Annotated in this window: 12 protein-coding genes; 2 read left to right on the forward strand and 10 right to left on the reverse strand. The window is 61.6% G+C overall.

What is annotated here, in order from left to right:
* Nucleotides 1-36: 36 nt before the first annotated feature.
* Nucleotides 37-867, forward strand: a complete 831-nt coding sequence (locus LH19_RS20225; RefSeq protein ID WP_054734004.1) for an alpha/beta fold hydrolase — start codon at nt 37-39, stop codon at nt 865-867.
* 87 nt (nt 868-954) lie between these two features.
* Here LH19_RS20225 and LH19_RS20230 read toward each other — a convergent pair whose 3' ends face one another.
* The 5 genes from LH19_RS20230 to LH19_RS20250 form a co-directional block, all read right to left on the reverse strand.
* A complete protein-coding gene (locus LH19_RS20230) occupies nt 955-1563 on the reverse strand; it encodes an LOG family protein (RefSeq protein ID WP_054731587.1) in 609 nt (202 codons plus the stop codon).
* Nucleotides 1563-2546, reverse strand: a complete 984-nt coding sequence (locus LH19_RS20235; protein ID WP_054731588.1) for an SDR family NAD(P)-dependent oxidoreductase — start codon at nt 2544-2546, stop codon at nt 1563-1565. Before LH19_RS20235 ends, LH19_RS20230 begins: the two co-directional genes overlap by 1 nt.
* 111 nt (nt 2547-2657) lie before the next feature.
* On the reverse strand, nt 2658-3872 hold the full coding sequence (locus tag LH19_RS20240) for an NAD(P)/FAD-dependent oxidoreductase (RefSeq protein WP_054731589.1): 1215 nt from the start codon (nt 3870-3872) through the stop codon (nt 2658-2660).
* A 245-nt stretch (nt 3873-4117) separates the two neighbouring features.
* Nucleotides 4118-5332, reverse strand: a complete 1215-nt coding sequence (locus LH19_RS20245; RefSeq protein ID WP_006954973.1) for an IS256-like element ISSpma2 family transposase — start codon at nt 5330-5332, stop codon at nt 4118-4120.
* An 877-nt stretch (nt 5333-6209) separates the two neighbouring features.
* Entirely contained in the window at nt 6210-8468 is a 2259-nt protein-coding gene (locus LH19_RS20250) for an AAA family ATPase (protein WP_082395953.1), read from the reverse strand.
* A 275-nt stretch (nt 8469-8743) separates the two neighbouring features.
* On the opposite strand from LH19_RS20250, the gene LH19_RS20255 reads away from it, so the two are divergent.
* Nucleotides 8744-11293 carry a hypothetical protein gene (locus LH19_RS20255; protein WP_054731590.1) on the forward strand — a complete coding sequence of 850 codons (2550 nt, stop codon included), beginning with the start codon at nt 8744-8746 and terminating at the stop codon, nt 11291-11293.
* A 406-nt stretch (nt 11294-11699) separates the two neighbouring features.
* Here LH19_RS20255 and LH19_RS28800 read toward each other — a convergent pair whose 3' ends face one another.
* The 5 genes from LH19_RS28800 to LH19_RS20280 form a co-directional block, all read right to left on the reverse strand.
* Entirely contained in the window at nt 11700-11861 is a 162-nt protein-coding gene (locus LH19_RS28800) for a hypothetical protein (protein ID WP_156344053.1), read from the reverse strand.
* A gap of 178 nt (nt 11862-12039) precedes the next feature.
* Nucleotides 12040-13217 (reverse strand): IS3-like element ISSpma1 family transposase gene (locus LH19_RS20260; RefSeq protein WP_145923348.1). Its coding sequence is split into 2 segments (ribosomal slippage): nt 12040-12953 and nt 12953-13217, totalling 1179 coding nucleotides; the frame shifts between segments, so codons are not numbered across the junction.
* A gap of 60 nt (nt 13218-13277) precedes the next feature.
* On the reverse strand, nt 13278-13478 hold the full coding sequence (locus LH19_RS20270; protein ID WP_054731591.1) for a site-specific integrase: 201 nt from the start codon (nt 13476-13478) through the stop codon (nt 13278-13280).
* On the reverse strand, nt 13475-14413 hold the full coding sequence (locus LH19_RS20275; protein WP_054725041.1) for a tyrosine-type recombinase/integrase: 939 nt from the start codon (nt 14411-14413) through the stop codon (nt 13475-13477). The genes LH19_RS20270 and LH19_RS20275 overlap by 4 nt, the downstream gene beginning before the upstream one ends.
* A complete protein-coding gene (locus LH19_RS20280; RefSeq protein ID WP_054732971.1) occupies nt 14410-15627 on the reverse strand; it encodes a tyrosine-type recombinase/integrase in 1218 nt (405 codons plus the stop codon). Before LH19_RS20280 ends, LH19_RS20275 begins: the two co-directional genes overlap by 4 nt.
* Nucleotides 15628-15667: the final 40 nt, after the last annotated feature.

A 15667-nucleotide genomic window follows, 5' to 3' on the forward strand; every position in this document is an offset into this window, starting at 1 on the left:
ACAATCCCCCCGAAAGCTCACAAAGGAGCCGATCCCATGACTTATATCACTGCCAGTGACGGCGCGCAGATTTTCTACAAGGACTGGGGGCCGCGCGATGCGCAGCCGCTCGTCTTCCATCACGGCTGGCCGCTCACGGCCGACGAGTGGGACAACCAGCTGCTCTTCTTCCTCTCTCAGGGCTACCGCGTGATTGCCCACGACCGGCGTGGTCACGGCCGCTCGACGCAGACCGATCACGGCAACGAGATGGACACCTATGCCGCCGACGTCGCGGCGCTGGTCGCTTCGCTCGACCTCAAGGGCGCGGTACACATCGGCCATTCGACCGGCGGCGGCGAAGCTGCGCATTATGCCGCACGCGCCAAAGCCGGAACGATCGCAAAGCTGATTCTCGTCGGCGCAGTTCCGCCAGTCATGGTGAAGAAGGCCAGCAACCCCGGCGGTCTTCCCGTCGAGGTGTTCGACGGGTTCCGCAAGGCACTGGCCGAGGACCGGTCGCAATTCTACCTCGATATCGCCTCGGGCCCTTTCTATGGCTTCAACCGCGACGGCGCGAAGGTCAGCCAGGGCCTGATCCAGAATTGGTGGCGGCAAGGCATGGTCGGCAGCGCCAAGGCCCACTACGACTGCATCAAGGCGTTTTCCGAAACCGACTTCACCGAAGATCTGAAGAAGATTGCGGTCCCTACGCTGGTCATGCACGGCACCGACGATCAGGTCGTGCCGTTCGCGGACTCCGCCCCGCTCTCGGCGAAGCTGCTCGCGAATGGCACGCTGAAGGCCTATGAAGGCTTTCCGCACGGCATGGCGGCGACCCACGCCGACGTGGTCAACAGGGATATGCTCGATTTCATCCGGAGCTAAAATAGAGGCCGGGACGAACCGCCACGTTCGTCCTGGCTAATTTGCGATCGCGGCAGCGCCAACCCGCCCAAGCGAGGATGCGTCAGCCTATCTTTGAGCCGGGCCGATCCACTTGCTCGCTACCGGCGCACAATATTGCGCCATGGCCCGCAGGAGCATAGCGGGGTCGTCCTCGACGATCAGCATGTCGCGGTGGACAGGCTTCAAAAAGCCTTGCCCGGCAATATGATCGAGGAATCGCAGCAGCCCCTCATAGAAACCCGATACATTGAGCACAGCGCATGGCTTGATGTGACTTCCGAGCTGCGCCCAGGTCCAGATCTCCAACAGTTCTTCCAGCGTTCCGATCCCGCCTGGAAGTGCGATGAAGCCGTCAGACAGCTCGGCCATCAGAGCCTTGCGCTCGTGCATCGAGGCCACGATGCGCAGGTCGGTCAGCCCCGGATGAGCGACTTCCCTTTCGACGAGCGCCTGCGGAATGACGCCGGTTACCCGGCCGCCGCGCGCCAGCACGGCATCGGCAACGGCGCCCATCAGGCCGACGGACGCGCCGCCATAGACCAAGTCTATTCCGCCGAGCGCCAGCTGCTCGCCAAGTCTCCGTGCGGCGGCTCCATAGGCGGGCGAAATTCCCGGGCTGGAACCCGAAAATACGCAAAGCCGGCGGGCCTGCCCCCGTGTCCGTTCGGCGGTCATCAGCAATATCCCGGCTGATGAATATCGAGCAACCGGGCGCTTTCGCGCCACAGCGCTTCGGCCGTTTCGCGGTCGATCGCGAACGGGCGCACACCGGGGCCGCCGAGTTCGCCGTCCGCTTCGACGGGGGCAATGTCGCAGTCCTCGCAATAGACCCCGCCAACACCCTCCAGCGCGAGCGACGTGGCGCACCAGATCGTCGTGGCTGCACCCTGTTGCGGATTCTTGAGGTCGCGGTCCGGATCGACGACCGCCGTGCCGTCCGGATGCACCGCCCCGAACTGCTCGATCTCCTCCCGGCTCAGGTGGCGCGCCAGTGGGCCCAGAATCGAGCCGGGGTGGACCGAATAGGCGCGAATGCCATGATCGGCGCCGCGCGCGTCGAGCGCGACGGCGAAGAGAGCGTTTGCCGTCTTGGCCTGGCCGTACGCCAACCATTTGTCGTAGGCGCGGCGCCGGAAATCGAGATCGGACAGGTCGAGACCGCCAAGTTGGTGGGCGCGCGACGACAGGACGACCACGCGCGCGCCGCCGTCTGCGCTCCGAAGCCGCGGCCAGAGCGCCGCTGCAAGACGGAAATGAGCGAGATGATTGGTCGCGAACTGGCCTTCTCGTCCCGCGGCATCGCGGAATAGCGGCGTCGCCATGACTCCGGCGCTCAGGATCAGGAGATCGAGCGCGCGACCGCTCTCCTTAAAGCCGGACGCGAAGGCTGTGATCGACAATGGGTCGAGAAGGTCCATCGCGGCGACTTCGACGTTTGGCATATCGTGGAAAACTTGCCGGGCCGCGCTCGCATTGCGTGCGGGTACGACAACATGAGCGCCTTTCAAAGCGAGTATCTTGACCGTCTCAAAGCCCAGATTCGATGCGCCGCCCGTGACGATCGCGGACTTCCCTGTAAGATCGACGCCATCGGCGACATCAGCGGCGGTCGTGAACGGGCCGAAGGGCTTATCAAGCGGCGATTGCACAGCAGTCATGGAGAGTTCCTGTTCGATAGGGGACGACGGGCCGCAATTGCGCCCGCGGGAAAAATGTCGGTCGAGAATGAGTGAGGCGCACGACCATCGCGGAGCCCGGCAAAGCGCCCCTCAGAAATCGACCGTGCGCGCCTCGAAGGCATTCTGGAATGCTGCCGCGCGCTCTGCCGCGGGCGGATATATCCAAACGCTATTGACCTCCATCTTGACCTTCTTCGCCTCGGGTCCGGTGATCTCGACGGTCCGGGGCGACCAACCGCGGGTGAAGATCGCGGCATCAGGACCGAGATCAAGGCACACGACATAGGATGGTTGGTCATATGGCAGGGTTGTCTCGCCAAGCAGGTCGGCGGCGGCATTATGCCCGGCAAAGGCGCCGAGGCGGCGCGCGTGCTGGCACGACATCAGCGAAAAATTACCCTTATCGTCGGTAGCCGCCTTCGCGGTATCGCCGGTTGCGAAAATATGCGGCGCTCCAGGGACTCGCAAATCGGGATCGACGAGGACGCGGCCGAGCGTGTCGCGCTCGCCGGGCAATTGTGCGGTCAGAGGCGAAGCACGCATGCCTGCCGACCAGATCACCGTGTCGGTTTCGATCCGCGCGCCATCGTCGAGCGCGACACCGCCTTCGTCGAGGCCGGAAACGCCGGATCCGACGATCGTCTCGATACCGAGCTCGCGCAGCCGTGCCTCGATATAAGGACGAGGCTCGTCACCCATGTCGCCGGCGACACACGGCCCATGCTCGACGATCACCACGCGCACCGGCGCGTCCTGCCCCAGGATTTCGCGCAGCCGGTCGGGCATTTCGGTCGCCACCTCTATGCCCGTGAACCCGCCGCCGACCACCACCACAGTATCACGCGCGGGCGACGCTGGTCGATCGGCGAGTGCTTGCAGATGTTTATCGAGTGCGACCGCGGCCGCCCGATCGTTCACGCTATGGCCGAAATCGGCAAGGCCAGGTATCGGCGGCTGAAATCCGTGGCTTCCCGCGGCGACGACCAGACGATCATAGGGCAGCATTTCGGCCGAGCCGTCCACGCCCTTCAAATTGACGACGCTTTTCTCTGCATCGATCTTGTCGACCCATCCGGCACGGAAATCGATATCGGTCGCGGCGAACAGCTCGCCGAGGGGCGCCGTCATCGACGCGGGATTGCGTTCATAGAGGCGCGGCCTGACGATCAGCGCGGGTTCGGGCGCGACGACGGTAATGGTCAAATCCGCTGGCGAGACACCCTTCTCATCACGCAGCCGCGCCGCCGAAAGGGCGGCCAGCAGTCCGGCGAAACCGGCTCCGATAATCACGATTTTCTGTGCCACGGGACTCTCCTTGCTGAATGGGGCCTCCTCCAACCCGCTGAAGCGGGCGCCGGGAAGATCGACCCGAGCATCGCGGACCGTCCGGCCCTCGCCTATCGTGCAAGGGGCTAGCGGCTGCAGACCGATGGCGAGGCAGACCTATTCCTTAGGACAGGGCGAGGTGACGGAATGTCGCACCCATCAAGTTGGCAGGCTGGTCGCGTCCGTCAAGGTGGTGTAATTTCGGCTGTGGCCGTGGGCCATCGTCAGGCGGCTTTGGCGGTGATGTGTAGGGGCTGATTTTCCTCCTCGATCATGGGTTGGTTGAGTTCGGCCATGCCTTCGATCTGCATGTATCGGTGCTGGAGCTGCCACTCGTCGTTCTGCTCCATCAGCACAGCCCCGACGAGGCGGATGATGCTGTCTTCGTTCGGGAAGATTCCGACGACGTCGGCGCGGCGCTTGACCTCCTTGTTGAGCCGCTCGAGCGGATTGGTTGAGTGTAACTTCGTGCGGTGCTGGGTGGGAAAGCCGGTGTAGGCGAGCACGTCGGTTTCGGCCTCGTCCATGCAGGCGCCGAGCTTGGGCCAACGGGTGCGCAACTGGTCGGCGACCTGTCGCCAGACCTGCGTTGCGCTTTTCTGATCGGGCTGCAGGAAGACCTGGCGGATCGCGGCGGCGACGACAGTGTTCTGGCCCTTGGGCACATAGGACAGGGCATTGCGCATGAAGTGCACCCGGCAGCGCTGCCAGGTGGCGCCCATGACGCGGGTGATCGCGCCCTTGAGGCCCTCGTGAGCATCGGAGATGACCAGCTTCACGCCGGTAAGACCGCGCCGAACAAGGTCCTTCAGGAAGTCGGACCAGAAGACCTCCGCTTCCGAGGGGCCGATATGCAGGCCGACGATCTCGCGCCGGCCCTCGGTGTTGACGGCCATGGCGATTATTGCGGCAACGCTGATGATCCGCCCGCCTTCGCGTACCTTGAGATAGGTGGCATCGAGCCAGAGATACGGCCATTCGCCGGTGAGCGGGCGTTTCAGAAAGGCATGGACGCGCTCGTCAATGTCCTTGCAAAGCTTGGAGACGGTGGACTTGGAGATGCCGGTCATGCCCATGGCCTGGACGAGTTCATCGACCCGCCGGGTGCTGACCCCGCCGATCCACGCTTCCTGGATCACCGCAACCAGCGCTTTCTCGACCATCTTGCGGGGCTCAAGGAAGCCCGGAAAGTAGGACCCAGCACGCAGCTTGGGGATTTTCAGGTTCAGCGTGCCTACCCGGGTATCCAGCGAACGGTCGCGATAGCCGTTGCGCCAGGTCGCGCGCTCGCTGCTGCGTTCGTGGCGACCCGCGCCGATCAGGCCATCAACGTCGGCCTCCATGATCAGCTGCAGCACGTTCTCGGCGATGGTGCGCAAAAAATCCGGTTGGCCGCCCTTCGCAGCAAGCTCTTCGATCAGTAATCTGTCCTCGGTCATCGGGAACTCCTCTTCGTCACGGTTGAAGTGTGCAAACTCCACCATAACGATGAACCCGGTGGCCACCAGCGACGCCGCATTCCGGGGTGGGGCATGCCCCACCCCGGAATACACCATCGCCTACACCGGAAATTACACCACGAGCGCGGACGCTAACGGCAGGCTGGCGGCACCGACCTTCAGAATCGATACAGAAGGCTCAGCAAGCTGGCCGCGACAAGATCGCGCTCAAGAGGAGACAGGCGCATTGTGAGGGCCACCAGCGTAACCACGGTTTCGAATATCTGGGACAGTGCGTTGCGAAGAAAAGCACCTTGCAGCAAAGGCGCCCTTCGAACCCCATTGCCCGAGCGCACCGCAAGTACCGCGAACGCGAAAACGCTGGCGCATTGCGCAAGCGGCAAATATGCCGAAGCCGATAGGCAACCTCCGAAAGCGAACAGCTGAGAAAGTCGGGCGCTCGATTGCGCCGACGGGAAGATATTTCTCCGAGCGCTGTTCCAGAGAATGCGTGAAAGGGTTGGGGGGTGGCCTCGCATGATTTCTGCCTCGATGATGCGATGGCAGATTGCGTCCAGGAATGATTTACGACCATTCTACTCAATAGCCTAGTGACCCTGTGCGAACATATGGGTCGGAGGACTTGCGCCCAACATGCGGTGCCCTCAGGATGCAACTCTCCATCTCTGGCCGTTTGGAGACGGTCCGGTCCTAAGCGATAACTCAGAATAGCGGACACTCACTGCTACCCCCGCCGCGCCCCTTTGCAGTGTCCGGGCCGCCCGACGAATATGGCAAGAAGTCGAAGCATGTCGATGTCAACCGGCCAGCCGTTAATACTCCCGACCTAATCAGGGTTCCTCCAGCAGTTTGACGGCTAAGCGCCTCGAGCGACCGCTTCACCGGCGGGCGCTCGTCTCACTTGGCCGTCGACGGCATGCGCGGCCTCTCCCATCATCATGCGATAATGAGCGCCATGCTGTGTCACTTCGAATATCCGGCGGAACACATCGAGGTAGGCATCGACGACGGCATCGTCCGCCGACAGGTACAGATCGTCACGCGCGCTGTGCGACCCATCGTTCACCCATGAGAAAAGCGAGTTGCAGATGATCTTGTCACGCCCTTCGAAGCGCGCGCAAATATCGTCCTTGTCCAGATTGCCGAGAATCTTGAAGTAATTCTCCAAGATACGTCGCAAGGTGTTCTGGATCGTCATCCGCGAGCGATTTTCATTTTTCACCTCGCCCCAGAGCAGCTCATAAGAGGTCTTGATCGGGTTGGCGGGTTGGTTCTCAACCACGGAGACATCGTCGCGCTTCCGCACGATCCAGAAGCTTTCGTCGTTTCGGCATTGCACAGCCGAACGGTTCGGATCGAACGAGACCTCCTTATGGAAGTAGATGTTGTGCGTGAGGATGAAGACCTGCTTGATCTGCCCCCCCGACCGGCAAAGCTCGAACACGCGTTTGATCAGGCTGCTGACGATGAACAGCACGTCGCTGTCGAGACTGGACACCGGATCATCAATCACGACGACCCTGTCGTCCGTCATCCCTGTGGCGGACTGGCTGCCCCGGATCAGATGATAGAAATAGAGGAAGGCGATAAAGGTTCGCTCGCCTTCGCTGAGCGTTCGCTTCGCATCGCTGCCATCGAGCCGCTGGATCTCGTAGAAATTATTGTGCTCGCCGGCGGTCGCGAGCTTGAAACCCCGAAAGCCGAACGATCGCAGGAGCGCGTTGATCTCGGTCACGGTGGGCTCGACGCTGGTGATCCCGGCCTCGAGCGCCCGCAAAGCCTGGAGCGTCTCGGCCTGACGCCCCTCCCGCTCGCGGATACTCGCGTTCAGGCCCGCGATCGCGGCGTCGCACGCAGTCTTGTTCGCGTGATAGGCGGCGAGAACCCCGCGGTTCTCCTCTACAATAAATTTCCAGATCTCGGCGATGAGCCGTTCGCTCTCGTTCGCCTGGTTGGCGACCATCGCGTTATGGCGTGCGATCTTCGTCGCGCCGTCCGCAAGGCAGGCCGCGATCTCGTCGAAGAGGCCCCTGTTGTCCTCTAGGGCAACGACTGAACTCGGCTCGCTGCGCTTTCGCGCCAGACTCTGAATGTTGGCGCCGAGGCGCGCCCCGGCCCGCTCCACCAGCGATTGCAGCGCGGCCACGTCGACGTGGCGGGTCTGCTCCGCGAGAATCGTCTCCAGCGCGTTCACAAAAACTCCGGCCGCGGCCCGGTAGCTTTCGCCGGCCTGATCGACCAGCGAGATGTCGCGATCATAGCTTTCGTCGAAAAATCCTTTGAGCCGGGCTGTCGTCTCCGCATCGACCGTCTGCTGGCAGAAAGGACAATGCGGATCGGTCTGGGTGAAGTAGCCGATGCCCGCCTTCATCCAGTCGCTGCTCCCGAGGCGGTTCACGATGGCGGCGATATCGACATCGCCGGCGCCAATGATCTTCTTCGCGAGGATGGGGTTGTTCTCGCCGGCGACGAGATCGGCAGGATTCACGGCGGGGAGCAACGGCAGGCTCGAGAGCGTCTCGTCGAACACGACGGCGGCGCGTGCTTTCAGGTCTTCGAGACCATGAAGCTCGGCCACATTCTCCGAAAACTCCTTGAGCATGCGGTCGCAGAAGTTGGAAGCATTGTTCCGCAGCCCCGTGAACGCAGCCTTGAAATGGGCGTCATGTAGCCCTTTCGCCGCCCAGCACTGCTGCTGGATATCATCGCGATGCGCGGCCAATTCGCCGATCTTCCCAGATCGTCCATCGGCTCCCTGGAGTGTGTTCCGACGATTTGCGATGTCGTCGCGAAACCCTGCTTCCTGCACCTTGAGCCCATCGATCTGCGCTAGCGTTTCGACATTCTCCTCGCCTAGCGTGAAGATACCGGGGATGGTCGTCGCGAAGTTGCGTTCGACGAAGTCCGAATTGTAGACGAGTCTCGCAATCGGGGCACCATTTCGCCAAGTGATGGAGCAATTCGGATAATCTTCGGGCTGACCGATCAGGCGCGAAAGCGTAGTCTTCCCCGACCCGTTGGCACCGTAGATAAAGTTGAGCGCGCGCAAGCCGGTTAAATTTTGCCCTTCAGCAGAATAACTAGCCGTTTGGGCAACTTTGATATCTTCGATCATTTCGCCCCTGCGTCCTCGAAATCCGCCTGCGTGGAAGAGATTTACCCACTAAGCCTCCGCGAGGCAAAACAAAGCTTAAGCTATTTACAACGCACGCAACACACTCCGACAACCGTGTACGGTTGGCACGGCTGATCGACCGTATGGTGAGCTAGATGCGTCCGCTGTCTATCGCGTCGTGAGGTCGCGGCGCGCAACTCGTGACTGTCAAAAATTCCAGCGAACGGCGGCTTCTCTCGCTTGCGGAACCGACTAATGGTGAAATAAGGCGGCGCATGAATTGGCACGACTGGATAGCGCTAACGCCAGAGACTTTTATCAAACGTTTGCGACGGCGCCTCACCAAGCCGATCGGCCACAATGATTTCATCGCACTTTATAATGTCCTGATGGCGGCGACCGACGAACGGGTGGAATGGGTTCTCGTTCTCGCGCCGAGGCTGAACGCACTCCTGAAGAAAAGGAAGCGACCCCGCGAGGCGCTCCTATTCCTCGAAATGACCGCTCGCGCACAAATCATTGCCGGCAAAGCGATGGAGGCGTTCGAAACCCTGAACGAACTTGCGAGAGCGGACTCTTCGTCCGAAACGCGCGAGACGGTCCTCGAACTGACACGCGGGCTGGTCGGTCATTCGGAGGATTACGCCGCTAGCCTCGACCACCGGCCGGCGATGCTGAAAGCCGCGTGCACCTTGCTAGCTCATTATGAGCTTTGGGAGGAAAGGGGAGAATTGCTGCTTGAAGCGGCTCATATCTATTCTCGCCATGGCGCAGTCCAAGCTGCGTACCGAGCCATCGATGACGTCGAACGGCTAGCCCATGACATAGGATCGCTGCCCCTGCTGGCACGGGCATTTCAGGCCGCAGTGGCAGTCGCTTGCGACGAGGGCGATCCCGAATTTGCCGTGCATGCCGGCCACCGCGCGATCGAGACCCTCGACGAGATCGGAAAGCCTGCGCCCGTAAGCCTGCTCTGCAACATGGGCACAGCAATGATGCGAATGGGTGACACTTCAAATGGCGAAATCCAGCTTCGCCGCGCGCTTGCTGCATCGGGGCCTGATAGCGAGATCCGGCCGTCGATCATGGTCAATCTCGCCGCATGTCTGCGACAAGCCGGAAAGCTCAACGACGCCAAGGCGGTCATTACGGACGCGCGAACGGCCCATGATGCGGACTCCAAGCCCGAGTCCGTTCTGGAACTGGAACTGATCTCTGCCCGGATCGGCGTTGAGGCCGGCGAAGCCTCCACGGTTGTGAAGGCCCTGTCAGCGGCCGCCGAAGCGTTCGACCTTGCGCTCGCTGATGTCCTTCGCCTCCATCACCGGCGAGGTTTACGCGAACGGTATCTTCCGCGGTTCGAGACAATCTTGCGAAGCTTGCCCGAAAACGGACCCGCCCATTACGCATTGGCGCCATTGATCGCTTGCAGAGGGAATGCCCTCGGGGACTGGATGGCCCTCCTTCGCTGGCGACAAGAGGTCGTAGCTGGCGCGAGTCCCGAGATGGCGCAGGCGATCGAGAGCATCGTCGATGGCTTGCGCAGAGAAGGCGCCCCACATCTCTTTGGATTTCTGGAGAAATATGATGACGCGTGGGAGCCAGGCAATCTTGTCGGCGAGTTTTGGGACCGCTTGTCGCGAATTGTTCCCGAGCTTAACGAGCGATTTGGAAACCCTTTTGCGGATGCCAGGCTTACGCCCATGCTGGAGGCAATTCACGAACGGCTGACCGAGGGCCATTGCATTGTCGCTATGACTTACGCGGGCGAAGAGCCGATGCTGTGGGCGTTTCACGGGAACCAGTACTCGCGTGTCCAGCTTCCTGCGACCCCGCTGCAAGACTGGCTGTCGGCGACAATCAAATTCTCTAATGGGGAACAGAGCCGCCGAGATTTCGCCCATGCGCTCGCGTCTCTTCTGGATATTCTCTCTCCGCTCCTCGACCCGTTATGGGAGCATGTCGCATACAGTGGCGCGCAGTCGGTCCGATACCTCCAAGACTTTAGCCCTGCACCGCCAATCGGCGCGCTGGTCATGCGCAATTGCGGTCTTCGCGATCGCATGCGGAAGGGTGAATTCGAAGTCCGCATTGTCGCTGCCCTAAGACAAGCAGATGAAGCAGAAGCGGTGCATGGCCCCATCGTGGCCATCATTGACAAGGATGGCGACCTCTTGCTGCCCCGGCATGAGGGCGTTGCACTTGCGAGGGCGGCCGGGCTCCAGGAGCCGACAGTGGTCGATGTCAGCGAGCAGAGAGACCTTCCCGAGGTGATGGGCCGCGCCGACATGATGCTGGTTTCCACGCATGGCGCACCGATCAGCGGTTTCACCGACCCTTTTTTCGCCAAGCTTGGCGGTTCGAAGCAGCATCCGATCAGCATCAGCTCTCTTCAGGCGCATGGCGACCGCCTCAACGTCCGTGTGGTCATCTTGAATGCCTGCTATTCCGGGTCGGGATCCGCAAAGAATTTCCAGCGACAGTTCCGGACCAGCGACATGGTCAGTTATCCGGCTTTCTCGCTCCTGAATGGCCGCACCATCGCATGTGCGGGAGGGTGGCGCACGAGCGACACCGCGGGATTTCTATTCACATGGCTCGTAGGAAAAGCCTTGGGCGCAGGCCTCGGCCCGGCGGCCGCCATGTCATCAGCCATCGGAAGCCTGCCGGAAATGACCCGCGATGAAGCGATTGCAGCTCTGGAAGAAATCGACGATCCGGTCGATCGCCAAGCCGCCATCGAGAGGCTCGATCAAGCCCCCGCGTCTGGCCCGTTTAGCCATCCATATCTGAGCGGAGCACTTACAATCCACGGTTTGCTATAGTTGACAAACTGAATGGCAGACGCACTCAATCCAGTGGCAGCCCATCAGCCATGAACCTCTGGCGCCGCAAGATCGAGCACGAAAACGGCGATCCCGTCACGCAGGGCTGCGGGAAGCTGCCCTTCGACCATGGCCATGAGCTCACTGGCCGATCACAGACGGTCAGCTTCTATCGAAAGAATGAGAAAAAGCGGACGCGCCTCCTGTAGACAGGGCAACATGCTCGCTCGAATATCGGGTTCAGCTACCTCAACGAGATCGGGAGCGAAAAATGGCTGCAAGCGAACTTGGCAAACAAGACGTGGCTCGGCGGTTAATACATGCGGCTGTCGACATGTTCGAATCCGATGCAGATCCTCTCGCGATCCACGTTGTCGGATCTTCGGCTTTCAACCTTCTTCGGGAGCTATCGAAAGTCGGCGGCACCTTGTTCTTCGAGCGAGTCTTCCGTTCGGTCCTCTTCAATGGTGCGACGAAAGTTTTGAAAGGCGAAGAGAGCGGACTCCCGGACCATCCGATCGTGGCTGAGTGGGTTGAAGGCATAGCGCGAGCAATTGAAGCGGGACATGTCAATTCTCCCGAGGATATCAATGTGAAGGACGCCCCTGGTGCCGAGTTCGAGGCCCTAAGATTCTTAACTGGACCGTTCAATTTTCTGAAGCACGCAGACAGAGACCCCGATGGTATGCTCCATGAGAGCGACGTGAAAGCGTGGTCTGCCCCCACCGAGTGGACCGATTGGTTTGTTAGTGCATTAAGCTCATCGCCGCCATATCCGGACGGAGGTGGAGCGAAGCGGAACCGGAGGCCGGATATGGCGGTGTCGCCGTTTCCGGTGCCGGTGGCCGGTAGCCCAAGCTGCTATGCGGGCGGACGGTGTTGTAATGCCGCCGCCATGCCTCGATCAGCACCCTGGCCTCGGCGAGGCTGTAGAAGATCTCGCCATTGAGCAGTTCGTCGCGAAGCGACCCGTTGAAGCTTTCGTTATAGCCATTTTCCCATGGTGATCCCGGCGCGATATAGAGGGTCTTTACGCCGATCTGCCCCAGCCATTTCTGGACGGCGGTCGCGATAAACTCGCTACCATTATCGGATCGTATATGCGCTGGCGGCCCACGCGAGATGAACAGGTCGGCCAGGGCCGCCAGAACATCCTCATGCTTGAGTTGCCGTGCAACGATGAGCGCCAGGCATTCCCTGCTGGCCTCGTCGATGATCGTGAGGATGCGGAACTTGCGACCGTCATGCGTCCGCCCCTCGACGAAATCGTAGGCCCAGACATGCCCCGGATATTCGGGGCGTAGCCGGATGCACGATCCGTCATTGAGCCATAGACGCCCGCGCTTTGGCTGGCGCTGCGGGACTTTCAGTCCTTCACGCCGCCATATCCGCTCGACACGTTTATGGTTCACCGTCCATCCCGCATGGCACAGCAACGCCGTGACCCGGCGGTAGCCGTAACGACCATATTGCTTCGCCAATGCAATGATGTCCTCGGTCAGTGCCTGTTCGTCATCCGCCCCGCGCGGCATCTTGCGCTGCGTCGATCGATGCTGACCCAGCACCCGGCATATCCGTCGCTCGGATACCCGGACTGGCAGATCCCGTCGTACCTGATCGATGCAGCGCCGCCGCCGCGCGGGGCTCAGAAGTTTCCCCGTGCAGCCTCCTGCAAGATCAGCTTGTCCAAGGTCAGGTCCGAGATCGCCCGGCGCAGCCGCTGGTTCTCCTTCTCCAGATCCTTCATCCGCCGCGCCTGGTCGGTCTTCAGGCCGCCATACTCCTTGCGCCACCGATAATAGGTCTGCTCGCTGACCGCGATCCGGCGACAGGCTTCAGCCGTGCTCGCTCCCTGCGCCAGCACAATCTCAACTTCACGCAGCTTGCCGATGATCTCTTCCGGCTTGTGCTTCTTGCTCGGCATTCAATGTCCCTTTCATGGTCCAGACTATCATAGTCTCTGGGCCACTCAGCGGGGGGCAGATCAGTCGGCAACCAGATCGGCGTCGATGTCTTCGACCGTCAGCTTGACCGGCGGCTTGCCACGTTGCGCGCTCGCATATCGAAGCAGGAGCCGGAACGTGTCGCGGTAGCCTGCAACCGTGTGGCGGCTTGCCTCCAGTTGCGTGCAAAGCCGGTCGGTGAAGAAGCGCTGGATCAGCGCAGGCAAGGTCGCGACGCTCATTGGTTCACCTCCGGCCGGCGGGTTGCACGGGCCATCGCCAGATCGAGCAGTTCCGGGACCGCCTCCAGATACCAGAACGTGTTGGAGGGATTGGTATGACCCAGATAGGTCGTCAGTCGGATCATTTCGCGCGCGGGGTCTTTGCCCGCGCGATACCACCCGATCATCGTGCGCACCGCGAAGCTGTGGCGAAGGTCATGGATGCGCGGCCCCCGGCCGTGCCGACCATATTGTTGGCCGGGCCGCAGCCCGATCCGCTGGCAGACGTGCGCGAAGTTGTAGCGGGCACTGCAGTCGGTCAGGCGGGTTCCCTTTTCCGTGACGAACAGTGCTGGCGAGGACCGTCCAAGCAGTCGGTCGCGCTCTGCAGCATAGGCGATGAGCTGCGCTACCACGCTTGGGTCGAGCGGAAGCAACCGTTCCTTGCCAAGCTTTCCGCGCCGTATGCGCAGCACGCCAGTCTCGGTGTCGATGTCATCGTCTTTGAGCGCCAGCGCTTCACTGATCCTGAGCCCTGTTACGGCGATAAGCCCGAACAGGGTTGAGCAGGCCAGCGCGCGCAGGCCATAGATGGACGGCAGACCCTTGGCCGCCATGACGATCGCGGCGATCTCGGCCTCCGTATAGATATAAGGACGCTGCCGCGCATAACGCTCAGGGAGCAGCCCGCGCGGCGGCACCTGGTGCGCCGGGTCGATACCGCTCAGCCACTGCGCGAACAGCCGCACCTTGCCGAACCGTGCCGAGCGTGTGGATGTGCCTACAACGGGCAGGCTCGCATCCCAGCGCAGGAACAGCGCCGTATCGACGTGCGAAGCGCGTTCCTGATCGGCGAAGCGGGCGAAGCGCCGGAGTATCCGTTCATCCGTACGAAGATCGTAGCCGAGACTGCGCCGAACGCTCAGATAACGGTCGAGTTGAAGGACGATGCTCATTGCACGCCTCCCGCAACTGGCCAAGGCTGCGCGACCGACCGCAGCCCGTCAATGTCGAGCCGCGCATATATCAGGGTCGATGACCGTGAGCGGTGCCGCAACACGTCGCTCACCTCGTCGAGCGAAGCACCGGCGTTCACCAGTCTGGTCGCAAGGCTATGACGCAACACATGTGATCCGACGTATGGCGTCACCGGCTTTTGCCCGGTCGCCGCCAGTGCATCCTTGATGATGGCGTTGACGATCTGGCCGTTCTTAAACGCGCGGTGCGGCGCGCGGTGGCTGACGAACACGGCTCGGCATGTCGTTGGCCCGCGCTCATCGCGAAGATAGCGGCTCAGCGCGTCCCCGACCTCGCCGGATATCGGCAACCGATCGTGCAACTCGCCCTTGCCGCGCACCATGAGTTCGCCCGCGCGCCAGTCGATATCGTCCAACCGTATCGCGATCACCTCGGGCGCTCGCAACCCGAGCCGCGCCATCAGCAGCAACATCGCATAGTCGCGTGCGGCATGTCGGGGATTGCTGCGCACCGAGCGAAGCACCGCCTCAACGCCATCGGGCGAGAGGTGCCGGGGCAGTCGCGCATCCCAGCGCTGGGCTGTCTTGGGGACGCTGGGTGCGAGATTGGTCGCGGTCGCGCCACGCGCGAACAGATATTGGAAGAAGGTCCGCAGATGCGTCGCTACCGTCTTGTCGCGATAGGGCGTCCGGCGCGCCAGCACTTGCTGCACGAAGCCAGTGATGTCGGCACCGCTCAACCGCGTCAGGTCGATCATTTGCCTGCCGAAGCGATAGTCGAGGAACCGGTTCGCGAAGCCCAGCGTGTGCCTGATCGTGCGCGGGCTCAGGCCCCGTTGTTTGACCAGATAGGCCTCGAAGTCCGCCAACAGCGTGGTCCGCATCACCTCAGCGTCCGTCAGCGGCACAGGCTGCGCCACGCCAATGTCGATGAGATGCGCGGCGAACCGACGCGCCAGATTATGCGGACAAAGCTTCTGACCCTGTTTTCGCGGCACCATCCGTCCCAGCCGTTCGGCCTGATCGAGCGTCAATGCGGAAGGCTCCACGCCCTCAGCGTCCATCAGCCGCCCCAGATTCCGAACGAGATGGCGGTAGGTTTTGAGCGTTCCCGTTTTGTAATTGGCGGCCGCGAAGCTCTCGATGAACGAGTCGAGATAGGGTTCGATGCAAGTGTACTGAGTTTCCGTCATGATCATCGTGCTCCATGTTGTTGGAGCGACGAAGATTATG

Origin of the sequence: Sphingopyxis macrogoltabida, from assembly GCF_001314325.1 — a bacterium.
Taxonomy (GTDB): domain Bacteria; phylum Pseudomonadota; class Alphaproteobacteria; order Sphingomonadales; family Sphingomonadaceae; genus Sphingopyxis; species Sphingopyxis macrogoltabida.